Here is a 22,233-nt window from a genome sequence, read left to right on the forward strand (position 1 = left end):
GGCCAGGTTTCGACAGCGCAAACCAAGCGAAATTCATCTCCGAACCCGCCCCACCCACCGAATCATGAAGGAGACTCGACGATGAGTCGCACCACACGCACCGCGTTCCGCGCGCTCGCACGCCCCCTGGCGCTGACCACCGCGACGCTCGTGCTCGCCGGGCTGCTCATTCCCACTGCCGCGGCGGCGACGTCCGCGCCTGCCGCCGCGCCCGCCGCACCGAAGGCCGCGGCGACCACCGCCGCGGCCGACCTCGTCGACGGCGACGCCACCGCAGAGACCCGCAGCCTGTTCTCGTACCTGCGCGATGTGCGCGGATCCGGGATCCTGTTCGGCCACCAGCACGACACCGACTACGGCACCACCTTCGCCAGTCCCGATGGCACCTCCAGCGATGTGAAGGCGGCGACCGGCGACTACCCCGCCGTGTTCGGCTTCGACACCCTCATCATCGAGGGCAAGGAGAAGCCCGGGGATCCGAACGCCACCGAGGAGCAGAACGCGCTGACGTTGGCCAACTCGATCCGTCAGGCGCATGACCTGGGCGGCATCGCCACGCTCAGCGCGCACATGCCCAACTTCGCCACCGGCGGCGACTTCTACGACACCTCCGGCGACACGCTGCGCTCCGTGCTGCCGGGCGGGGCGCACAACGCGGACCTGAACGCGTTCCTCGACCTCATCGCCGTCGCCGCGACCCACGCGACCGACGCGAACGGGCACCAGATCCCGATCGTCTTCCGTCCCTGGCATGAGAACGCCGGATCCTGGTTCTGGTGGGGTGCCGCGTTCGGCTCGCCCGGCGAGTACGCAGAGCTGTACCGCTACACGGTCGAGTACCTGCGCGACCTCAAGGGCGTGCACAGCCTGCTCTACGCGTTCTCGCCCGGTGGCGGGTTCGGCGGCAGCGCCGACCAGTACCTGCGCACCTACCCCGGTGACGACTTCGTCGACGTGCTCGGCTACGACACCTACGACGCGGCGGCGGACTCGACTTTCCTCAGCGGCCTGGTCAGCGACCTCGGCATGATCGCCGACCTCGCCGACGCGCGGGGCAAGATCAGCGCCTTCACCGAATTCGGCATCACCGGCGGCGTGCAGGCCGACGGCAGCAACAAGAACCTGCACTGGTACACGGACGTGCTGAACGCGATCACCGCGGATCCGCGCGCGTCGCGCGCGGCGTACATGCTGACCTGGGCCGACTTCGGCGGCACGGCCACGCCGTACATCCCGACGAGCGGCGAGATGCTGCCCGACTTCCAGGCCTTCTTCAACGACCCGTACACGCTGTTCGCGCACGACTTGCCGGCCGATGTCTTCACCCGCACGGTCGCTGCGGCGCCGACCCAGCCGACCGCGCACCTGGCGAGCCCCGCCGATGGATCCCGTGTCGCGGGCGCCACTCAGGAGATCCGCGCCTCCGTGCAGCACGCGACCGGCGTCGACAAGGTCACCGTGACCGTGGACGGCACGAACCAGGTCATCGACCTCACCGCCCCGGCCGCCGGATCCCTGTGGTGGACCGGCACCTGGACGGTGCCTGCGGCGCTGCGCACCAATGCCACGCGCGGCCTCACCCTGCACGTCTACGCGGGCGGCACCGAGGTCCTGACCACGCCGTCGAGTGTGGTCGTGGGAGCTGCGCCGGTGATGGCGCCCGGCGAGGTCGACGACTTCGAGGGCTACGGCGACGACGCCGCGCTGCGCAGCGCGTACGTGCAGTACAACGCGAATACGATCTCGCTCGCGCAGTCCCCGGCGACCGCTGTCGGCGACGGATCCAAGGCTCTGAAGCTCGACTACTCGTTCGCCTCGCAGAGCTACACCGGTTTCGGCAAGCAGCTGAGTGGTGACTGGTCGAACTTCTGGGACTTCCAGGCCTGGGTGCACCCGGACGGATCGAGCAACAAGCTCGTGCTGCAGATCGTGGCGAACGGGATCACGTTCGAGGCCTACCCCTCGCTCGCTGGCGCGACGGCCTCCCTCGTCGACATCCCGTTCGCCGACTGGCGCCCTGCCCCCTGGGACACCGCGCATGCCGCGGCCCGGCTCACCCCGGACAACCTCGCCAAGGTCACCCAGTTCAACGTGTACGTGAACGCCGTGAGCGGCGGGGCGACCAGCGGATCGATCGTGTTCGACGGCCTGCGCGCCGTGGTCGGCACCCCGCCGCCCACCACCTACCGCGACGTCCCCCGTGACGACGCCGACTACGCCGCGATCCAGTGGCTGCACGACTCCGTCATCGACCTGGGTGACAAGAACGGATCCTTCCACCCGACCAAGTCGGTCAAGGATGACGAGGCCGTCGCGGTCTTCACCACCTACGACAAGCTGGCGGGACGCACGGGCCTCGCGGCTCCGGCCTCGGCCCGGAGGCTGGCGCTGACCACCGCGCTCTGGCTGCGTGCCGGCTCGCCGGTCGTGCCGGGCGGGCCGATGTTCAAAGACGTGCCCGCCGCCTCCGCGGCCGCCGTGGCCTGGGCGGTGTCGGCGAAGGTGGTCGAGTCGACCGCGAAGAAGTCCTTCGACGTCAACGGCAGGGTGTCCCGCGCCGAGCTCGCCCGCTGGCTGCAGAAGACGGACGCGATCGTGCGTGCGAACCGGCCGACCCCGGTGGTCGACTTCAGCACGGGGGCTAAGGGCTGGACGATACCCGACTGGCAGACCAACGGCGGCACCGCCACGGCGGCGGGCGGGCACCTGGTCGTGACCGCGGCCTCGGGCGGCGACTGGGTGAGCGGTCCGGGCGGGCAGGACTTCTCGTCCCGCACGAAGCTCGTGGTCGATGTGCCCGCAACGTCCGGCGTCGGCATGAAGGCCGCTTTGCAGCTCGGCCCGGACTGGACGTGGTGCGAGACGGCGCAGACCGCCTGGGCCAGCGCCGGATCGCACACCGGATCCGACGCGATCGTGATCGACCTGACCACGATGACCCCGGACTGCAAGGCGCTGCTCGGACAGGTGCGCGGGATCAACCTGTTCGTCAACCAGGGCACCACCGAGATCGCCTCCGTCGGCGTCCGCTGACCGGATCCGGATCCGCGTTCGGTTCCCGATCGCCGTGCTGTCCGAACGAGATGGAAAGCGTCGCTGCGGGCGGCGCAGGAGTCGCCGGACCTGACGATCGCCCGAGCGCGCTCGACCTGCCCAACCCGCCCGCCCGAACTCATCGACAACCTATTGATCAGAAGGACCCTCCCGACGATGACCGCCAGCTCCCCTTCCGTGCTCGCGATCGATGCGGGCCAGAGCAGCATCAAGGTGCGCCATCTCGCGTCCGGCGTGGCGACCGAGTGGACGACCCCGGCGCTCCGCACCGACCAGCCCTTGCCGCCGCAGCTGGCTGAGGTGCTCCGCAGCGCGGTCGGGCGCGGTCTCGCTGCGGACGCCGTCGGCATCGGCGCCTCGGGTCTCGGCGACGACGGTATGGAAGCGGTCGAGCTGCGCGAACTCGTGGCGAGGCTCGGTGCGGGGTCGCTGATCATCGCGCACGACTCGATCACCGCCTTCCTCGGCGCGCTCGGCGACGGCCAGGGTGCCGTGGTCGCCGCAGGCACCGGCGTGGTGACGCTGGCGGTCGGGCGCACCGAGGTCGCCCGTGTCGACGGGTGGGGGCACCTGCTCGGCGATGCCGGAAGCGGCTACTGGATCGGACGGGCTGCACTCGACGCCGTGCTGCGAGCGAACGACGGACGGGGCCCGCGCACCGAGCTCAGCGCCGCGGTGCGTGCCGAGTTCCCGGTGCTGGAGGAGACGTACCTGCAGCTGCAAGCGGATCCGGGGCGCGTGCGGCGGATCGCAGCGTATGCGCGGCCGGTGGCGGAAGCGGCGGCGGACGGGGATCCGGTGGCGATCGGGATCTCCCGGGCCGCGGCCGAGGAGCTCGCACACTCCGTGGTGAGCGGGCTGCGCCGAGTCGGTGGGGCCGATGCCGATGCCGATGCCGTGCGCGGGGGTGCCGACGGTGCGCGTGTGCTCAGGGATCCCGATGTGCCGGTTTCCGTGCGCGCCATAGGCGGGGTGCTGGGATCCACCGTGCTCGCGACGGCGTTCGAAGAGGCGGTGCGCCGACGGATCCCCTCCGCCGATGTGCGCATCGGCAGCGCGGATCCGCTGGACGGCGCGGCGCTGCTGCCCGCGGTCGCGGACGCCAGTGCACTCCGCTCCCGCCTGGTCCGGATCGACGTCTGATCACGTCGACCGACACCGTCATCGCACCAGCGCGAGTCGGATTTCCTCGGCCTGATGCGCGTACTTCAGCCGCTCACACAGGCGTGAACTGAGCGACGGACGCCGCATCGCCGTGCCTGACCAGTCAGGATCTGCGCCCGACCGGTCAGCCGCCGCGCTTGCGGGACACCCAGACCACGCCCGCGCCCACGGCAAGGATCGCGACGGCGATGCCCACGATGTAGCTGGCGACGCCGAGGTAACCGCCGACGTTGGCCGGGTCGAGGAAGGGGTACGGGTACCAGCCGCGGGTGCCTGTGCGCGGGTTGATGATGAGGTTCGCGCGGATCAGCGTGTACGCGGCCCACACGATCGGGAACACCGCGGTGATCGCGACGACGCCCCAGCCCAGGCAGCGGCGGCGCGGCGCGAACAGAACGTCGGCCAGCATCAGCAGCGGCCCCACCACGTGCATCATCTCGTTGGCCCAGGCCACCGTCGTACCCTGCGGGAGCTCGATGCCGCGCAGCAGGGTGTTGTAGACGATGCCGGTGACGATCATGTAGGTCGAGCCGCAGGCGAGCAGGATCGCGATCCAGCGCGGCTCCGGGGTGACGGATCCGGTGGAGCGCAGGCTCCAGACCGCCACGATCACGAGCATGACCGCGGACCAGATGTTCGACTCGATCGTGAAGAAGCTGAGGAAGTTCGCTGCCACGGTCGGCACGTGCGACGCGTAGGGGGTCGTGGCCTGCAGCGCGTTGCCCATCGTCACGGCGAGCTGGTTCACGACCGCGGCGAGGATCGCGGCGGCTCCGACCAGGCGCACGATCGCCCAGGGCATCGTGCCGATCGCGAAGGCAGGGCGGGTCGTTGTGCGCTCCGGCGCGGACGTGTGCATGCTCTGACGATAGCGGCGTGGAGCCGCGATCACGGGTACTTCGTGAGCGCCTTCTGGAAGTCGTCGACCTTCGACTCGCTGAGCATGTAGCGGCCGACGATCGCGAGCTGCAGGCCCTCGAGCGGCTCGCCGGTGCGCTGCGCCGTCTGCTCACGGGACTTGCGGTACTCGCCGGTCGTGTCGTTCGCGAGGTCGGTCATGTCGGCGTAGAACCAGCCCGGATCCGGTTCGTCGTCGCTGAACCACTCCCAGTCGACCTGCGTCTCCGGGGTCGCTCCGCCGTACATCTTCGAGATCATCGCCGGATCCACACCGCTGCCCGGGTCGTTGAACGCGACCATGCTGCGCCAGCCGTGCTGCTCGATCACCGTCTCGACCGTCTGCATGACCTCGAGCTTGTGCGCGTAGCCGGTCACCGGCGTCGTCGTCGCCCAGACGTCCGACGTGAAGCGCACCAGCATCGACTCGCCGCCGTAGCCGTTGCGCTCCGGGCGCTCCTGCGCGTCGGCGGACTTCACCCACTGCAGCCCGTAATCGGCCGTCAACTGCGTGCGCACATCCGCCATGGTCTCGTCGGCCAGCGCATGCAGCTCCTCGAGCGACTGCTGCCGCAGGAACGTGCTCGAATCCTTGTCCTTGATGCCCGGATACGCCTCCCAGAGCTTCTGCTTGGCGGTCTTGTGCCCGTCGTAGGATCCGGTCGCCGCGACCCGGACGACGCTCAGCGCACCCATCGTGCCGACGTTCAGGACCAGCGCGATCGTGAGCGCGGCAGCGCCCAGCACGCGTCCCGCCTTCGTCGCCAGTGCGGCGATCGCGAGGCCCAGCACCACGAGCTGCAGCACGAGCATGGTCGCGCCGAAGAACGCGTCGGCGGCGCCGATCGCGATCAGAATCAGCATGAGCACGGCGAAGGCGATCGCGGCGCACAGCGCGATCCAGCCGAGCGGACTCCGCTTCTTCGGTGGCGCTCCTTGGTCTGCGGTGTACCGCGTTTCTTCTCGGCCGCGTGCGGCGTCCTCGCGCAACGACCGTGCGGCGTCCTCGCTCGACGACCCAGGGAAAGAGGCCGGGGGAGTCATCAGGGGCACCGCCGTGCCCAGCAGCGCACGGCGGGCGCCACGGTAGCCACCGGGCGGCGGCACGGGCGGGGCGCCGGCGGAGTCGGACACGTACCGGGGCGGGTCGCTGCGTTCTACCATGGCTTGTCCGTCCCGCTGCTGCCGCCGTCGTCGGTGCCGCCCTGCTGGTTCTGCTGGCGGTCCTGCTCGCCCTGCTGCAGCTTCTTCTGCAGTTCGTCGAGTTTGTCCGGATCGGGCGTCTGCGGCTGCGGCGGCTGCTTCGGGTCCTGCGTCGGATCCGGAGACTGCTGCTGCTTCTGCTGCTCGTCCTGCTGCTTCTGCTCCAAGCGGTCCTGCTGGTCCTTGTTGGACTGGCTCATGTCGCGCTGCGGATCCGGCGACTGCTCCTGCGCCTGCTTGCTGTCGCACTCCTTCGGCCGGCCGGCGTTCACCTGCAGCGCCTGCGCGTAGAGCTCCAGCGCGGTGACATGGTCCTGCTTGTCGGCGGCAGCGTCGCCCTCACGCTCGAGGACGAGGGCGAGGTTGAACCGCACCGCGCACACCTCGAGGCCGTGCGCGAGCTTCAGCGACTCCTCGAACTTCTTCTGCCCGGCGGCGAGCTTCCCCGATTCGGCCAGGCCCACGCCCTGATCGAAGGGCGCCTTGTACGGCTCGAACCAGTTCGCGGGGTTCAGCCCCTCCGCGGCGCTCACGGATCCGGTGTAGTCGCCCGCGACGTACGTGACGATCGACTGGTAGGCGAAGGCGTACAGGCTCACCAGCTTGCCGACGAAGAGGGCGGCGACGAGCAGCAGTGGCAGCGAGCACCAGGCGATCCAGCGGCGTGCGGCGCGGCGACGCCGGTTCGCGGCGAGCAGCGCGTGCGCGGCGGCGTCGGCAGTGGTCCCTTCGAGCTCGGGGGCCGCGAAGGCAGCCTCGGAGGCCGGGGTGGTCGCCGTGGTCATGAATCACCTCCCGACGTCGGACGGACCGAGAGCCCGCGCATGCGCACGATCAGCATCGTCGCGCGGGCGATCTCGGCGCACAGGAGCGCCGCGACCACGAGCGCCACGATCCAGCTCAGATCGGTGGGCTGTGTGAGCGGGTCGTCCTCGCGGTAGGCGGTGGTCGACTTCGGCGCGGGGGGAAGCACGGTCTTCGCGTCGGCGGTGCGGTGCTCGTAGGTCACGCCGAGCTCGGACGCGATGCGCTGCAGGTTCTTCTCATCGATGCGGCTGAGAGCGTCGGACCCCTGGTACTGGATGTACGGCCCGGCGCCGGCAGAACCGGTCCCTGAGCCTGTCGAAGGGCCGAACGCCCCCGTCGTCTCGCGCATGGGTCCGCCCTGGCTGGTGCCGTAGCCGAGCACCTCGCCTCCCGAGATCAGCTTCTTCGCGCTGTCGAACGGCTCGGGCTCGGTGGAAACGGTCTGCTCGCCGTCGCCGAGGTAGAACACCATCCGCGCCCGATCCGGCGAGGCCTTCTGCGCGTTCTGCAGCGTCTGCGTGAGCAGCTGGTTCGCGATGCCGATCGAGCTGCCCTTCGACTGCCGCGTCACCTCGGGCTGCAGCACCTCGACGGCGGAGACGAGTGCGCCGGTGTCGGTGGTGAGTGGAAGGCGCAGCACCGCGTTCGCGTCGAACGTGATGAGAGCGAACCTCGCCCCGGGGTAGGCCTCCGCGATGCGGCGCACGTCCTCGCGGACGCCCGCCATGCGCGTGTTGCCGGCGGATCCGGCGGATCCGCTGTTCGCGCCGTCCCAGTCCTCGGCGACCATGCTCGCGGTGGTGTCGACCGCGATCACGACATCGGTGGCGGAGGCGAGGGTGCGCACGTGCCCGCCGGGCACGCCGGGCCGCAGCAGCAGCACCCCGCAGGCGAGCACCAGCACCACGCGCAGCGCCCAGATCACAGGTCCGGCGCCGGTCGCTGGGCTACCCGACGCGCGGCGCAGCGACCGCACGAGCATCCACACGGCCGCGGCCAGCACGGGCAGCACGAGCAGGATCACCAGGAGCGGTGCGAGGACGGGCTGGAGGATCACAGGCGCACCCTCCACAGCAGCACGATGAAGCCGAGCGCGATCACGATGAGCGCCGCGATCCACAGCTGCGGCACGTCGGTCCAGATCACGGTGGCCTGTCCCTTGAGCTGGGTCGCCTCCTGCTTCTGCACCTGGCCGATGATGTCGCCCACCGTCGTGGTCTCCCGCAGCGCGTAGGCCTTGCCGCCCGTCGTCGTGGCGGCATCGGACAGGGTCTTGCTGTCGGGCTGGTCGATGCCGTCGACCGGGTTGATCGTGTAGATCCGGATCTTCTTCGAGGCGGCGTAGTCGGCGGCCTCCTGCAGGCTGACGATCGGGGATCCGTTCAGCTCGTTGTCGGTCGCGAGGATGATCGAGCGGGCGCGCTGCTCGTCGGCATGGTCGAAGCGCAGGGCGCACGAGGCCAGGCCGTCGCCGATGAGCGAGGCGCCGACGCCGTTCATGGTGCCGACCCACTGCTCGGGGATGTCGGTCGAGTAGTCGAAGCCCTTCATGAGACTGCGCAGGTGCTCCTGGATGAACCTGTAGTCGTCGGTGAGGGGGAAGACCTGCACGGCGGAGCTGTTGAAGATCGTGAGCCCGACGCGCTCGCCCTTGAAGCCGTCGGCGAGCTTGTCGAAGATCGACACGATCTCCTTGTCGACGTCGGTCATGGATCCGGACACGTCCAGGCACAGCATGATGTCGCGGTTCGTGGACACCGGTTGGATCGTCTTCTGGGCGATCGGGCGGGCTGCGACCACGCCGCCGAGCACCACGGCGAGCACGCCCAGCGCGACGATGCCCGCGAGCGCCGCCTGGCGCCGGCGCACCGCGCGCTGGAACGCCGGGAGCGAGCGGATCCGTTCGGCGCGGGCGATCGGGGCGCCGGGCTCCGCGGATCCGGTGCCCCGGCGGCGCAGTCCGAGCAGCACGCCGAGCACGATCGCCACCAGCAGCGCGCCGACGACCGCGAACAGGATCCAGACGTTCGCTAGTACCACGTCGTCACCACCGTCCGGGCGGCGTCGGCGCCGACGAGCGGGTCGACCGGAGCGGTGCGGCGGAAGATGCTGGGGTAGTAGTTGCGCCCGATCGCGTCGATGAGCGCGGGGTGCACGCCCATCCGCACGAGGTCGTCGAGCGCGAGCACGAGCGCCTCGATGCCGCTGTACTCGTTCACGAAGCCGCGCACCACGCGGCTGAGCTCGAGGTTGGCGCGGCGGGCGTCGGTGCGGCCTTCGCGGTAGTCGGCCTCGACCTGCGCGATCGCGCCGAGGTACTCCTGCCGCAGCACGGTGGCGACGTCGGCGGTGAAGGCCGGCATCGGGACCGGCGCGGCGGCGAACGCGACCGCGCGGCGCGGGCGGGTCAGCACGAGGACGAGCCACGCGATCCCTGCGATCAGAGCGAGGACGCCGATCGCGAGCAGGACCCAGCCCCACCCGTACTGGGCGGGCGGGTACAGTTCATCCGTGCCGGACATGCGACCTCGCATCCAGCATCCGCAGCAGCGCGCCGACCGCTTCGTCCTGTTCGGCCAGCGGCACGTGCGTGATCTCCAGCCGGCGCAGCAGCGCCTCGGTGTGCGCGGCATCGGCAGCATCCGCCGCGTGCAGTTCCGCGGCGAGCTCGGCGTCGCCCTGCAGGAACTCCGGGATCGCCCAGCGCGTCGCGACGTCGCGGCGGGCACGGGCCGGCACGGCCGGCTCGGGCGCCCGGCCGTCGACAGCATGTCCTCTCGCCGAACGCACACCTTCTCGACGCGAAGAGCGTGTGCGTTCGGCGGGAGCGTGTGCACTCGACGAGCGCGGAAGGTGCTCCAGCACGGGCTCGGCGTCGCGCAGCGTGATCCACAGCACGTCGTGCTGCACGCGCAGACGCCGCAACAGCCGCTCGGTCTCGTCGGAGACCGGGGCGTCGTCGGTGACCACGACGACGATCATGCGCCGCGCGATCGTGCGAGCGATGTACGACAGCAGCGCGTCGCGGTCGCTCGGCGCGGACGCGGCGTCGACCGCGTGATCGATCGTGCGCAGGGTGTGCTCCAGCGCCGCCTCGCTGCGGCCGATCTCGCGACGACGGACACCGGCGGAATCTCCGCTGACCAGGCAGAAGTCGTCGCCGTGGCGGAGGGCGAGAAGCCCCAGCACCCCGACCGTCAGGATCGCCAGATCCTTCTTCGGCTTCTCATCATGCGCGAGCGCGGTCATCGCGAGGCCGGTGTCGACGGCGAAGAGCACGGTGTGCATGCGGGTCGCGAGCGACCGTCGCACGACGGGGGATCCGAGCCGCGCCGTGGCCTTCCAGTCGATGTCGCGGATCTGATCGCCGTACTCGTAGGCGCGCAGGTCGTCGAAGTCGAGGCTGTGCCCGCGCAGCAGCGACGCGTACGCGCCGTCGAGCGCGTGCGTCGACTTGCGCGTCGAGTCGATGAAGAGCTTGCCCTTCACCGGCGTCAGCAGGCTGGCCATGGCGGGATCCTCGGTTCCTTCGGCTTCTCGGCTTGTTCGGCTTTTCGGTAGGGTCAGCGCCCGGTGGGAGATGGAAAATGTCGCTCCGAGTTGCTCGGGAGGAGCGAAATCCATCTCTTGGTCGCACGGTTGACGTCGTCGAGATGGAAAACGTCGCTGCCGAGGGCTTCGGAGATGCGAAAACCATCTCCGACACGGGCGCCGCGGACGAACGGATCCATGATCAGGGGGTCGGCACGGCGCCGAACACGGCGTCGATCACGTCTTCGCTGCGCACGTTCTCGGCCTCCGCCTCGAACGTCAGCAGCACGCGGTGGCGCAGCACCAGGTGGCGCAGGTTCCGCACGTCCTCGGGGATCACGTACGAGCGCCCGGCGAGCAGCGCGAGCGCGCGGGACGCCTGCAGGAAGGCGATGGATCCGCGGGGGCTGGCACCGTACTTGATGTAGCCGCCGAGCGTCTCGCCGATGTACGGCACCGGGTTCCGGGTGACGTAGACCAGGGAAACGATGTAGTTGCGGATCGCCGGATCGACGTAGACGCGTGAGGAGATGTCCTGCAGCTGCTCGACGTCGGCGAGCGAGATCGTCGTCGTCGCATGCCGATCCGGATCCAGGGCTCCGGAGTCGATGCGCGCGAGCACCTCGAGCTCGTCGGCCGGGCTCGGGTACTCGACGATCTCCTTGAGCAGGAAGCGGTCCATCTGCGCCTCGGGCAGCTCGTACGTGCCCTCCTGCTCGATCGGATTCTGCGTCGCGATCACGAGGAACGGACGAGGGACCCGGTGGATCTCGCCGCCGATCGTGGTCTGCCGCTCCTGCATCGCCTCGAGCATCGCCGACTGCGTCTTCGCGCTCGACCGGTTGATCTCGTCGAGCAGCACGAAGTTGGCGTGCACGGGGCCGAGCACGGTGCGGAAGGTGCCGCTCGCCGCGTCGTAGATCTGCGTGCCGGTGATGTCGCTCGGCAGCAGGTCGGGCGTGCACTGGATGCGCTTGAAGTCGGCCTTGACCGTGTCGGCGAGGGTGCTCGCGGCCGTGGTCTTGGCGAGGCCGGGAACGGACTCGAGCAGGATGTGGCCGCCGGCCATGAGGGACAGCAGCAGGCTGGTGCGCAGGCGATCCTGGCCGACCATGCGGGCGGAGTAGGCCTGGGAGACGATGTCGAGGATCTGCCGCGCTCGCGTCATCTCCGCCTCGGTTGGTGCGGGCTTCGCATCGGCGGCGGGGGTGGGCGCTTCCGGCCTGGGGCGGCTCTCGGCGGCCGGTGCTGCCGGGGGCGCGGTCGTCGCCGGCTGCGGAGCCGGCGCCACCGGCTGCTCCCGCCGGATGCTCGGCGCGGGCGGCATGGGCGGCGCGGGCGGAATCACGGGGGGCGGCGCGACCGTGCTGGCCGGCGGGGGCGGCGTCTGCGCGGCGAAGGATGTGGCGTCGTTGTTCTGGCTCACGTGCGGCTTCCCCCTGGTTCCCGTGTGCACGATCCGGCGACGCGCACCTCTGCCAGCGTAACCGCCGGCGTCTCCAGCGCAGCTCCGACGGCATGGGGAGGACTACCCATCGCGGGTTCCCCGCCGCGAACGCCGGAAGCGCCCGCCCCCGCCGACGCGGGGCCGACACCGACACCGACGCGGGGGCCGAGGTCGATACTGCGGGGTGACGCGCGGGGGCGTGGGAGGTCGTAGCGTGGATCGGACCGCACGCGACCGTGGAGAGGGGGCAGCATGACCGTCGAGAACCTGCAGGCCGCACAGCGTCCGGGGTTTCGCCGCCTCGGGATCCTGCCGCTGCGCGTGGCGCCGGGGCGCGCGAATCTCGCGATCTGGGCGGTCGCGATCGCGTGCGCGCTGGCACAGCTCGCGGTCTCCGCCTCGCTCAGCGTCACCCTCTACCGGATCCCGCTCGCGGCGGCGCTGCTGCTGTCGCTCGTGCAGGCGGCGGCCATCGTGCTCGCGCTGTTCGCGCCGGCGTGGGCGACCGTGCTCGCGCTGATCGCGGGCAATGCGCTGTCCGGACTCGCCGTGGCCGCCCCGGGACAGCCGTGGCCGATCGCCGCGTCGACCATCGTCGCGTACGCCCTGGTCTGGGTCGGCGTCGCGCTGCGGGCGCGCTGGTGGCTGCCTGTCGCCGGATGGGCGTTCAGCGTGCTGTCCTCGGTCATGGTCGCCGTGGACGCGCCCGCGCTGCCCGATGACGGACCGGTGATCGCGAATCTCGTCGTCTTCGCCGCCGTCACACTCGGCGCGGTGCTCGTCGGACTCGGCATCCGCAACTGGTCGCTGCTGCGCGCCCAGCTGCGGACCGAGCGCGCCGCCACCGCCGCGGAACTCGCCCGCCGCGAGGCCGTGCAGGACAAGGCGCGCATCGCCCGCGAACTGCACGACGTGGTCGCGCACGGCATGTCCGCGATCCAGGTGCGCGCGGCCAGCGCGCGGTACCGGATGCCGGATCTGCCCGCGGAGGCGGCCGCCGAGTTCGACGAGGTCGCCGCCACGGCGCGGTCCGCGATGAGGGAGATGCGCGTGATCCTCGGGCTGCTCCGCGATGAGGAGAGCGGGGCGGACCACGCGCCGCAGCCGGGGCTCGACGACCTCCCGGCGCTCGTCGCCCGGGCGAACGACCTCGCACCCGTCGCGGAGACCGGATCCTGGCAGCTCACCCCCGCCGAGCGGAGCGACCCGCTGCTGGGACTCACCGCCTACCGCGTGGTGCAGGAGGGGCTGAGCAACGTCGCCCGGCATGCTCCGGGCGCGGCGACGGAGATCGATTGGACCGAGACGCCGACGGAGCGCGGGATCAGGATCCGCAACGCCGCCCCGACGCGAACGGCCGCGCCGCGTGCGGATGACGGAGGGCACGGCCTCCGCGGCATGCGCGAGCGGGTCGAGGCGATGGGCGGCACGGTCGCCGCCGCCGTCACGGGCGATGGCGGGTATGTGCTGCAGGTTCGCATCCCGCGGGAGGAGAAGGCATGACGACGGTGCTCATCGTGGACGACCAGGCCATGCTCCGGGCGGGCTTCGCCGCGATCCTGCAGGCGCAGGACGGGCTGGAGGTCATCGGGCAGGCCGCGGACGGCGCGGAGGGCGTCGACGAGGCGCGCCGGCTGCGCCCCGAGGTGGTGCTCATGGACGTGCGGATGCCGAACCTCGACGGCATCGAGGCGACGCGCCGGATCATCGCCGCCGCCGAGCGCGACGGCCGCACGCCGCCGGCCGTGCTCGTGCTCACCACGTTCGACGCCGACGAATACGTGCACGAGGCCCTGCAGGCCGGGGCCAGCGGGTTCCTGCTCAAGGACGCCCTGCCGGAGGAGCTCGTGCAGGCGGTGCGCGTGGTGGCGGCGGGCGACGCCCTGCTCGCGCCGCGCATCACCCGGCGCCTGCTGGAGCGCTTCGCCGAGAACCGTCCGCGCTCGAACAACGCCGAGCTGCGCCTGAAGGGGCTCACCGAGCGGGAGCACGAGATCCTCGTGCTGATCGGGCGCGGGCAGTCGAACCGCGAGATCGCGGCCGACCTCTTCCTCGCCGAGCAGACCGTCAAGACGCACGTGAGCCGGATCTTCTCCAAGCTGGGGCTGCGCGACCGCGTGCAGGCCGTGATCCTCGCCTACGACGCCGGCCTTGTGGCGCCCGCCGGCTGATGCCGACAACCGTGGCGCTCGTCGGCTGAGACCGGCCCAGTCGGCCGACGTCGCCCCCGGATCAGCCCGTCTGCGAGACCGCGACCCCGAAGACGGAGATTCCGACGACGAGGAACAGGATCAGGATCAGCGCCCACACCAGCAGGATCAGGCTCGAGATGATCACGCCGGCCACGGCCATTCCGCGGCCCGCCGGCTCCTTGCGCAGGCCGGCGATGCCCAGGATCAGCGCCGCGATCGGCACGAGGAACGTGAAGCCGAACACGATCGAGACGAGCGCCAGCACCATGGACGCGATGCTCAGGCCCTTGGGCTCCGGCGCCGCGAGGTAGGCCGGCATCGGATAGTACGGCTGGCCGTTCGCGGGGTGCTGCACCATCGGATACGGCGGCGCGGGCTGATACTGCGGCGTGGACTGATAGGGCGGTCCGGGCTGCGGATCCTGCGGATAGGTCATGATCCCCCCTGGTCGGTGCGACGCGATGCGCCGTGACTCCTTTCCTAGCGCAGTCGAGTCGAACTCGCGCGCGCTATCGCGAACTTGCGACACCGAGATCGTGATACCGCAGTAGGGGGTGGATCCGGCTCCGCAGCGGGACGCGGAGGCCGTGACCCGGGCCCGACCGTAGGGGCATGGCACTCCTCAGCCCGATCCTCGCTTCCACGCCGGCACCGCCCGCACGCACCGCCGCTCCCGGTCCCGTCCCCGCGAAGGTCACGCGCGACACGGCCGTCGACGGCGTGCGGGCGATCCTGCTGGGCGTCGTGGTGCTGCTGCACTCGCTCATGGTCGGGGTGAGCGTCGCCGCCGACGGATCCCCGATCCTGCGCAACGCCATGGAGGGCTGGGACGGGTTCGCCCCGCTCACCTGGATCCTGCAGATCATGCCGCTGTTCTTCGTGCTGGGCGGCTTCGCGTCCTACACGCAGCGGACACGGCAGCGGGCGAAGGGCGCCACCACCGGTGAATACGTGGCGGGGCGGATGCGCCGGCTCCTGCTGCCTGCGTCCGGCGCGTTCGCGGCGACCGCCGTGGTGCTGGCCGGTCTCGCGATCGCCGGGGTTCCTGCCGACATCGTCGCGACGGCCGGCTTCCGGATCAGTCAGCCGCTGTGGTTCCTGGGCGTGTACCTCGGCTGCTCCGCACTCGTGCCGCTCATGGTGCGGCTGCACGAGCGGCACCGGCTCCGCACCGTCGTCGCGCTCGCCACCGGGGTCGTCGCGATCGACATCCTGCGCGGTGCGACCGGCGTCACCGCGATCGGACTCGTGAACATGGCCTTCGTGTGGCTGCTGCTGCAGCAGCTCGGCTTCGCGGTGGCAGACGGATCCCTCGACCGGCTGCGCCGCGCACCGCTGCTCGCGATCGCCAGCTCGGCAGTCGTCGTGGCGGCCGTGCTGATCCTCACCGGCGCGGCCCCCGCCGACCTCATCACGGCGCTCAACCCGCCGATGGCGATCCTCGTGGTCGCCGGTGTCGCGCAGACCGCCCTGTTCCTCGCCCTGCGCCCCCGGCTGCGCACCTGGGCCGCGGGTGCGCGCACCGCATCCGCGGTGGGCTGGATCAACGCCAGGGCGATGACGATCTACTCCTGGCACATGCTCGTGGTGGTCGCGCTCGCCGGGGCTCTGCTGCTCTCGCCGCTCGCCCTGCCGGTGCCGCTCAGTGCCGAATGGTGGGCGAGCCGGCCGCTGTGGTTCGCGGCGGCACTGATCGCGGTGGCCCTCGTCGTCGTCCGTGCGGGCCGACGCGAGGCCGCGCGCGAGACCCGGACGATCTCGGTCGGCAGCGGGCGTGCGACGACGTCCGCCTCGCTGGGCGTGGCCGGTGTCGTCGTGATCCTCGTGGCCGGATCCGCTCCCTCCGCCTGGGTGATCGGCGTGGCCCTGGTACTCGCGGCGGTGCGGCTGGCCGGGGGCCGCGCTCGCGGATGACGAGCCAGCCGGCCGAGACGGTGTCGGACTCCGTACCCGATCGACGCGTGCACGAAATGTCGGATCCGTCGGACGCTACGCTTCCAGAGGGGAGGGCGGCGACGGAGGGCGGTGCGGAGGTGACGGTCGACAACGCCATGCTCGAACGCCGAGGCCCCTTCGAGGGCGGCGCGCTGTTCTCCGGCGCCGAGGGTCTCGTCGGACTCTCGGTGTCGTCCCGCATGTCGAGCCCGCGTCCGCATCACCATCGCACGCTCGTCGCCACGACCACCTTCGGCGAGATGTTCGCGACGCGCATCCGTTCCCGCCATCTGCACGCAGAGCGCACTCCCGATCGTCTCGATGACCCGTACTCCGGGTATGCCCAGCTCGGGTTCGTGCTGTCAGGCCGCATGCAGATCGAGCAGTCCGGCCGGCACGGCACGATCGAACCGGGTGCGGCCAGCCTGCTGGTGGGCAGCCTCCCGTTCCGCACCCGGATCGATGACGAGGCCGAATCCATCCAGCTGTACCTCCCGCTGCGCCTGATGCTCGCGCACGGCTACGCGCCGGAGGCGTGGGCCGGTCGCTCCTGGGAGATCACACCGTCGGCGTCGGTGCTCCGGGAGATCCTGCGCTCCGTGACGAGCGGGTCGCACCCGGTTCCGGCCGCCTCGGCCAGCCACGTCGGCCACGCCCTGCGGGAGTTCGCCCTCGCTGTGCTGCACGAGGCGGCCGATCGCGTGCATGCCGGCTATGACGCCAGGGCGATGTACCGGGAGCGTGCCCAGGCCGCGATCGCCGACCGCTTCACGGATCCCTCCTTCGGCGTCGCCGCCCTCGCCGACGAGCTGCGGGTGAGCCCGCGCTACCTGCACACCCTGTTCCAAGGCGAGGATCTGAGCGCGGGGGCGCAGCTGCGGGCGACACGGATCCGGCACGCCGCGACCCTTCTCGCCGGGTCGCGCACGCGGGATCTGACGATCGCGGCCATCGCTCGGCTGAGCGGGTTCGGCGGCGACGATCAGTTCGCCCGTGCGTTCCGGCGCGCGCACGGCGTCACGCCCTCCGAGTACCGGGCGCGACACCGGCCCGCAACCCTCTGAACGTCCGACGTTTCACGCAGGCGCGGCGCCTCTCCCCTTTCGGGCCCGACCGTTATATCGGTACGGTTCGAGTGCCACAGCGTGGCCACCGGGAGTCTTGCTCGAGGAGTTGTGCTCAAAGGGGGGGCGGATGGACGTCGAAGGATCGCGCGCGGAACGTGTATCGAGGAGGCGTCGCCTCCGGGCAGGCCTGAGCATCCAGTCGAAGCTGCTGATCATGCTGCTCGCGGTGAGCCTCGTCTCCGCGCTCATCATCGGCGCCATCGGGTTCCTGAACGGCCGCAGTTCGCTGCATGCGAGTTCGATCGACCAGCTCACGACGATCCGCGAGATGCGCACGCACGAGATGAAGGTCGCGCTCGAGGACGTCCAGCGCACCGCGTCCCTGAACTCGCGCAACCTCAGTGCGCAGAACATGTCCAAGGCGATCAACGACGGCTTCGAGCAGCTGCAGAGCAGCACGCTCGACCCGGCGCAGGATGCGGCGCTCGACGGCTACTACGGCGACACGTTCGTGCCGACCCTCGAGAAGAAGACGGGTGAGACGTACGGCAAGCAGGCCTTCGTTCCGGCGTCCCCTGCCGGCCAGTGGCTGCAGGCGCACTACACGGTGCGCAACACGACGCTCGACGATGCCGGCTACGACGCGAACCTGAAGAACGACGATGCCGGCGACGGGTCGGCGTACTCGGCCGCCGCGGTGCGCTACGGCGACTACTTCACCCGCCTCGTCCACCAGGCGGGCTACGAGGATGTGATGCTGCTCAACCTCACGGGTGATGTCGTGTACACCGCGTACAAGGGCCCGGAGCTCGGCACCAATCTCGAGACCGGGCCGTTCCGCGACTCCAAGCTCGCCGACGCCTATCGCGAGGCTGTGGCCACCAACTCCGTCGACACGGTCGTGATGACGGACTTCGAGCGCTGGGTGCCCTCGCTCGGAGTGCCCTCGATGTGGATCGTGTCCCCCATCGGCAACGACACCGGCATCACCGGAGTGATGGCGCTGCAGGTGCCGTTGAGCTTCGTGAACGACGTCATGACCGGCAGCAACGGGTGGAAGGACCAGGGGCTCGGCACGACGGGAGAGGTGTACCTCGTGGGACGGGACGGGCTGATGCGCAGCACGTCGCGCGAGGTCGTCGAGCATCCGAAGCAGTACGCGCAGCGCGTGATCGAGCACGGCACCCCGCCGTCGGCGGCGAAGCGCGCGGTCGCGGTCAAGGGCACCGTGCTGATCCAGCCGATCACGGGGGACGCGGTGACCAGGGCGCAGAGCGGCAAGAGCGGCACGCTGGAGGGATCCGATTACGTCAGCGCCTCGAGCGTCGTCAGCTACGGACCGCTCGACGTGGAGGGTCTGGACTGGGTCGTCGTCGCGCGCATCGATTCGAGCGAGGCGTTCGCGCCGGTGGACGACTTCACGCGGATCGTGCTGATCTCGCTGCTCGGCATCATGCTCGCGGTCGCCCTGCTCTCGCTGGTGCTCGCGCAGGTGTTCACGAGGCCGATCAACCGCCTGGTCACGGCCGTGCACCAGGTCGCCGAGGGCGATCTCGATGTGCAGGTGCCGGCCGGCTCCCGTGACGAGTTCGGCGATCTCGGCAGCGCGTTCAACGACATGGCATCGAGCCTGCGGATCAAGCAGGAGCTCATCGACGACCAGCGCGCCGAGAACGAGAAGCTCATGCACACGCTCATGCCGCAGAGCGTCGCAGAGAAGTACAAGCAGGGGGAGGAGGCGATCACCGAGGCGCACGACAACGTGTCGGTCGTGTTCGCCGAGCTGATCGGACTCGACGAGCACAGCCGCGCGCTCAGCGCCGAAGAGGAGATCGCGCAGCTGAACGTGCTCATGCGCGGCTTCGACGAAGCGGCCGAGCGCGCCGGCGTCGAGAAGGTGCGCACGCTGCACGGCGGCTACCTGGCCTCCTCGGGACTCATCGTGCCGCGCGTCGACAACGTGCGCCGTGCGGTCGAGTTCGCCCGCAGCCTGCGCGAGGTGCTGGAGAGGTTCAACGCCCAGTACGGCACGTCGATCGGGCTCCGCGCCGGCGTCGACACCGGATCCGTGACGAGCGGCCTGGTCGCTCGCACAAGCCTCGCCTACGACCTCTGGGGCGATGCGGTGAACCTCGCATACCGGGTGCGCTCGGTCAGCGGCGACCCCGGCATCTACGTCAGCCAGCAGGTGCGCGACCGCACCGCCGAGCTGGTGGAGTACATCGAGGCGGGCACCGTCGAGGTGCGCGGCAAGGCCGAGACCGTGTGGAAGGTGGCCTGACGTGGGCGCCGTGTTCCAGCAGGGTTGGACCTGGTGGCTGATCGCGCTCGCGGTCGGCGTGCCCGTGCTGCTGGTGGGGCTGACCGAGCTGCTCGGAGCCCTACGCCGTCGCGGCAACCCGATGGCAAAGCCGATCGCGCTGCTGCGCAATGCCGTGGTCCCCGCGGGGGCGCTGTTCGCGCTGCTCGTCTTCGCGATCGGGCAGAAGGACGACGGTTACGTCTGGGTGCGCGTCGTCGCGACGATCTTCGGCTTCCTGCTGATCCTGCTCGTGCTCTCGGCCTTCAACGTGGTCCTGTTCGCGAACGCCGAAGAGGGATCCTGGCGCCATCGGGTGCCGTCGATCTTCGTCGAGATCGCGCGGCTCGTGCTGGTCGTGGTCGGCCTCGCGATGCTGTTCTCCTGGGTGTGGGATGCCGACGTGGGCGGGCTGTTCACCGCGCTCGGCGTCACCTCGATCGTCATCGGCCTGGCGCTGCAGAACGCGGCGGGCGGCGTCGTCTCCGGACTGCTGCTGCTGTTCGAGCAGCCGTTCAAGATCGGCGACTGGCTCGACACCGGCGGAGTGAAGGGGCGCGTCGTCGAGGTGAACTGGCGCGCGGTGCACATCGACACCGGATCCGGGATCCAGATCGTGCCCAACTCGACGCTCTCCGGTGCCTCGTTCACGAACATGAGCGAACCGGCCGGGCCGTACTACGCGACCGCGTCGATGGCGTTCAGCACGGACGATCCGCCTCAGGAGGTGATGGCGCTGCTGGTGCAGCTGGCCGACGGCCTGCCGATGCGCTGGCGCGACGAGCGGGCCACTGCGGAGTACAGCGGCTCCGCGAAGTACGCCGTGTCGATCCCGATCTCGGCACCGGCCGAGGCTTCCGGTGCGCTCTCCCTCTACCTCTCGTGGCTCTGGTACGCGGCGCGGCGGCGCGGGTTTGCCCTCGACGGCGACGCCACCGACCCGATCGCCGAGCCGGCGATGCTCGACGCGGCGATCGAGGAGGCCGTTCCCGTGCTGCACCTCGATGACGCGGGGCGGGAGCTGGTGCGCGCGGGCGCGACTCTGCAGCGGTACGGTGTGGGCGAGGTCGTACTGCCCGCCGGCATCGTGCCGAACGAGGTGCGCCTGATCGTGTCCGGCCGCGTCGTGATGCAGTTCGAGTCAGGGGACGCGCGGATCCCCGTGGGCGATACCGGCCCGCGCGAGCTGATCGGTCAGACGGCCCTGACCCGCGAGCGCACCACGGTGACGATCTCGGCGGTCGAGGTCCTGACGGTGCTGCGGATCCCCCTGGCCGTGATCGATGAGCTGATCCGCACGCATCCGCGGCTGGCGGCCGAGATCGGCGAGTCTCTCGAGCTCAAGCGCGCGGCGGCCGCCGACGCGATCGCCGCCCTCGGCCTGGCCCGGGGGGAGATCCGGCCGCGCTGAGGCCGGCCGTCAGGCGCCTTTTCCGTGGCGAGGAGTGCGGTCTGGCAGGGGGAACCGCCGTCAGTCGGGGTCCTGCTCGGTGGCGGGCGGGGTTCCGTCGGCGGATGCCTGCGCCGCACGCCGCCACCGCAGCCGCGTGACGAGCACCCCGAGCAGGCAGAGCGCGCCGCCGACGAACATGAGCGGTGTCGGCACCTCGCCGAGGATCAGCCACGACAGCAGGATCGCGATCGCCGGCACCACATAGGTGGTCGCGGAGGTCTGCCCCGCGGTGCTGCGCTGCAGCACGTACGCCCAGGTGGTGAAGGCGATCGCCGTCGGGAAGATGCCGAGGTAGACCACCCACAGGGTCGCGTCGATCGGGGCGTTCTGCAGCGCCCCGACGAGGCTGCCCGTCCACGGCAGCAGTGCGATCGTGCCGGCCGCCGCGCCCAGCCAGGTGAGCGTGGTCGCGTCGGCGCCGGCGCTCAGCAGGTGCTTCTGCACGAGCGTGCACCCGGCGTACATGACCGCGGCGAGCAGTGCGAGCAGGAGCCCGGCGATGTCGAGGACGCCGCTCTTCGCCCCGGAGTTCAGGCCGATGAGCACCACGCCCGCGAAGGCGATCGGGGCTCCGATCAGCAACGGCTTGGGGAAACCTTCGCGCAGGAACAGCCCGCTGAAGACGACCACCATGAGCGGCGCCAGGTTGACCACCATCGCCGCGGTGCCGGCGTCGAGGGTGTGCTCGGCGGCGTTGAGCGCCAGGTTGTAGACGCAGAACCAGCCCACGCCCCAGACGGCGACGAGCAGCCAGAGTCGTCGCGACGGTAGACGGATCCCGCGCCTCAGCGCGATGACCGTGAGGGCCACGGTGCCGACCGCCATGCGCAGCAGCGCCAGCGTGCCGGGATCGAAATGCGGACCGGCGCCGCGGATGCCGATGAACGCCGAGGCCCACAGCACGACCGTCACCAACGCCGCCGTGAGGACCAGGGCGCCGTTGCGCGGAGAGGCGGGCGCGGCCGTGCTGCCGCCGTGCGCCGTCGTGCCGCTGCCGTGTGCCGTCGCGCCGCTGCGCTGGGCGGGCAGGCTGGTCCGTTCCGGCGTGGTCTCGGTCATCCTTCGATCGTCGCAGGGACCGCGGACATCGGTCGAGAACGACGAGCGCCATCCCTCGCCGAGATCCGGCCAGCGTGCCGCGGCCGGTGGGGCGCATCCCTGCGCCGCTGGTGGAGCGCCGTGCG

General features: G+C 70.8%; 19 protein-coding genes. 9 read left to right on the forward strand and 10 right to left on the reverse strand.

The genetic code is table 11. The features are described 5' to 3' along the window. Nucleotides 1-81: 81 nt before the first annotated feature. Together ACTJI8_RS07605 and ACTJI8_RS07610 are read left to right on the forward strand one after the other, a co-directional pair. Nucleotides 82-3,033 (forward strand): glycosyl hydrolase, encoded by a 2,952-nt coding sequence (locus tag ACTJI8_RS07605; protein WP_440732812.1) that lies wholly within the window; start codon nucleotides 82-84, stop codon nucleotides 3,031-3,033. Between the two features lie 177 nt (nucleotides 3,034-3,210). Next, nucleotides 3,211-4,197 (forward strand): N-acetylglucosamine kinase, encoded by a 987-nt coding sequence (locus tag ACTJI8_RS07610; RefSeq protein ID WP_440732813.1) that lies wholly within the window; start codon nucleotides 3,211-3,213, stop codon nucleotides 4,195-4,197. Nucleotides 4,198-4,342: 145 nt separating this feature from the next. On the opposite strand, the gene ACTJI8_RS07615 is transcribed toward ACTJI8_RS07610, so the two are convergent. The 8 genes from ACTJI8_RS07615 to ACTJI8_RS07650 all read right to left on the reverse strand — a co-directional run bounded on the left by ACTJI8_RS07615 (nucleotide 4,343) and on the right by ACTJI8_RS07650 (nucleotide 11,824). After that, complete coding sequence (locus tag ACTJI8_RS07615) at nucleotides 4,343-5,077, reverse strand: Pr6Pr family membrane protein (RefSeq protein ID WP_440732814.1); 735 nt, start codon at nucleotides 5,075-5,077, stop codon at nucleotides 4,343-4,345. 29 nt (nucleotides 5,078-5,106) lie between these two features. Then, the gene (locus ACTJI8_RS07620) at nucleotides 5,107-6,279 is read right to left on the reverse strand and encodes a hypothetical protein (RefSeq protein ID WP_440732815.1); all 1,173 of its coding nucleotides are present in this window, start codon (nucleotides 6,277-6,279) and stop codon (nucleotides 5,107-5,109) included. Beyond that, complete coding sequence (locus ACTJI8_RS07625) at nucleotides 6,273-7,103, reverse strand: hypothetical protein (protein WP_440732816.1); 831 nt, start codon at nucleotides 7,101-7,103, stop codon at nucleotides 6,273-6,275. Before ACTJI8_RS07625 ends, ACTJI8_RS07620 begins: the two co-directional genes overlap by 7 nt. After that, complete coding sequence (locus ACTJI8_RS07630) at nucleotides 7,100-8,182, reverse strand: vWA domain-containing protein (RefSeq protein WP_440732817.1); 1,083 nt, start codon at nucleotides 8,180-8,182, stop codon at nucleotides 7,100-7,102. Before ACTJI8_RS07630 ends, ACTJI8_RS07625 begins: the two co-directional genes overlap by 4 nt. After that, nucleotides 8,179-9,165, reverse strand: a complete 987-nt coding sequence (locus ACTJI8_RS07635) for a vWA domain-containing protein (protein WP_440732818.1) — start codon at nucleotides 9,163-9,165, stop codon at nucleotides 8,179-8,181. The genes ACTJI8_RS07630 and ACTJI8_RS07635 overlap by 4 nt, the downstream gene beginning before the upstream one ends. Beyond that, entirely contained in the window at nucleotides 9,156-9,647 is a 492-nt protein-coding gene (locus ACTJI8_RS07640) for a hypothetical protein (RefSeq protein WP_440732819.1), read from the reverse strand. Before ACTJI8_RS07640 ends, ACTJI8_RS07635 begins: the two co-directional genes overlap by 10 nt. After that, nucleotides 9,631-10,635, reverse strand: a complete 1,005-nt coding sequence (locus tag ACTJI8_RS07645) for a DUF58 domain-containing protein (RefSeq protein WP_440732820.1) — start codon at nucleotides 10,633-10,635, stop codon at nucleotides 9,631-9,633. The genes ACTJI8_RS07640 and ACTJI8_RS07645 overlap by 17 nt, the downstream gene beginning before the upstream one ends. 223 nt (nucleotides 10,636-10,858) lie before the next feature. Further along, nucleotides 10,859-11,824 (reverse strand): AAA family ATPase, encoded by a 966-nt coding sequence (locus ACTJI8_RS07650; RefSeq protein WP_440732821.1) that lies wholly within the window; start codon nucleotides 11,822-11,824, stop codon nucleotides 10,859-10,861. Between the two features lie 40 nt (nucleotides 11,825-11,864). Between ACTJI8_RS07650 and ACTJI8_RS07655 the strand changes: the two genes are divergently transcribed. From ACTJI8_RS07655 to ACTJI8_RS07665, 3 genes are all read left to right on the forward strand, one after another. Then, entirely contained in the window at nucleotides 11,865-12,143 is a 279-nt protein-coding gene (locus ACTJI8_RS07655; protein ID WP_440732822.1) for a hypothetical protein, read from the forward strand. 212 nt (nucleotides 12,144-12,355) lie between these two features. Beyond that, complete coding sequence (locus tag ACTJI8_RS07660; RefSeq protein ID WP_440732823.1) at nucleotides 12,356-13,606, forward strand: sensor histidine kinase; 1,251 nt, start codon at nucleotides 12,356-12,358, stop codon at nucleotides 13,604-13,606. Next, on the forward strand, nucleotides 13,603-14,274 hold the full coding sequence (locus ACTJI8_RS07665) for a response regulator (RefSeq protein ID WP_440732824.1): 672 nt from the start codon (nucleotides 13,603-13,605) through the stop codon (nucleotides 14,272-14,274). Before ACTJI8_RS07660 ends, ACTJI8_RS07665 begins: the two co-directional genes overlap by 4 nt. 61 nt (nucleotides 14,275-14,335) lie before the next feature. Here the strand turns inward: ACTJI8_RS07665 and ACTJI8_RS07670 are convergent, their stop codons facing one another. After that, nucleotides 14,336-14,731 carry a DUF4190 domain-containing protein gene (locus ACTJI8_RS07670; protein ID WP_440732825.1) on the reverse strand — a complete coding sequence of 132 codons (396 nt, stop codon included), beginning with the start codon at nucleotides 14,729-14,731 and terminating at the stop codon, nucleotides 14,336-14,338. 176 nt (nucleotides 14,732-14,907) lie between these two features. Here ACTJI8_RS07670 and ACTJI8_RS07675 point away from each other — a divergent pair, with 176 nt between their 5' ends. From ACTJI8_RS07675 to ACTJI8_RS07690, 4 genes are all read left to right on the forward strand, one after another. Then, nucleotides 14,908-16,209: an acyltransferase family protein gene (locus ACTJI8_RS07675; protein ID WP_440732826.1), complete on the forward strand. Its 1,302-nt coding sequence runs from the start codon at nucleotides 14,908-14,910 to the stop codon at nucleotides 16,207-16,209. A 119-nt stretch (nucleotides 16,210-16,328) separates the two neighbouring features. Further along, entirely contained in the window at nucleotides 16,329-17,294 is a 966-nt protein-coding gene (locus tag ACTJI8_RS07680; protein WP_440732827.1) for an AraC family transcriptional regulator, read from the forward strand. A 217-nt stretch (nucleotides 17,295-17,511) separates the two neighbouring features. Further along, nucleotides 17,512-19,578, forward strand: coding sequence for an adenylate/guanylate cyclase domain-containing protein (locus ACTJI8_RS07685; RefSeq protein ID WP_440732828.1), 2,067 nt, complete (start codon nucleotides 17,512-17,514; stop codon nucleotides 19,576-19,578). A gap of 1 nt (nucleotide 19,579) precedes the next feature. Further along, nucleotides 19,580-21,007: a mechanosensitive ion channel domain-containing protein gene (locus ACTJI8_RS07690; RefSeq protein ID WP_440732829.1), complete on the forward strand. Its 1,428-nt coding sequence runs from the start codon at nucleotides 19,580-19,582 to the stop codon at nucleotides 21,005-21,007. Between the two features lie 60 nt (nucleotides 21,008-21,067). Here ACTJI8_RS07690 and ACTJI8_RS07695 read toward each other — a convergent pair whose 3' ends face one another. Further along, nucleotides 21,068-22,108 carry a DMT family transporter gene (locus ACTJI8_RS07695; protein WP_440732830.1) on the reverse strand — a complete coding sequence of 347 codons (1,041 nt, stop codon included), beginning with the start codon at nucleotides 22,106-22,108 and terminating at the stop codon, nucleotides 21,068-21,070. Between the last annotated feature and the right edge of the window lie 125 nt (nucleotides 22,109-22,233).

This window comes from Microbacterium sp. 22303, from assembly GCF_052045265.1.
GTDB lineage: Bacteria > Actinomycetota > Actinomycetes > Actinomycetales > Microbacteriaceae > Microbacterium.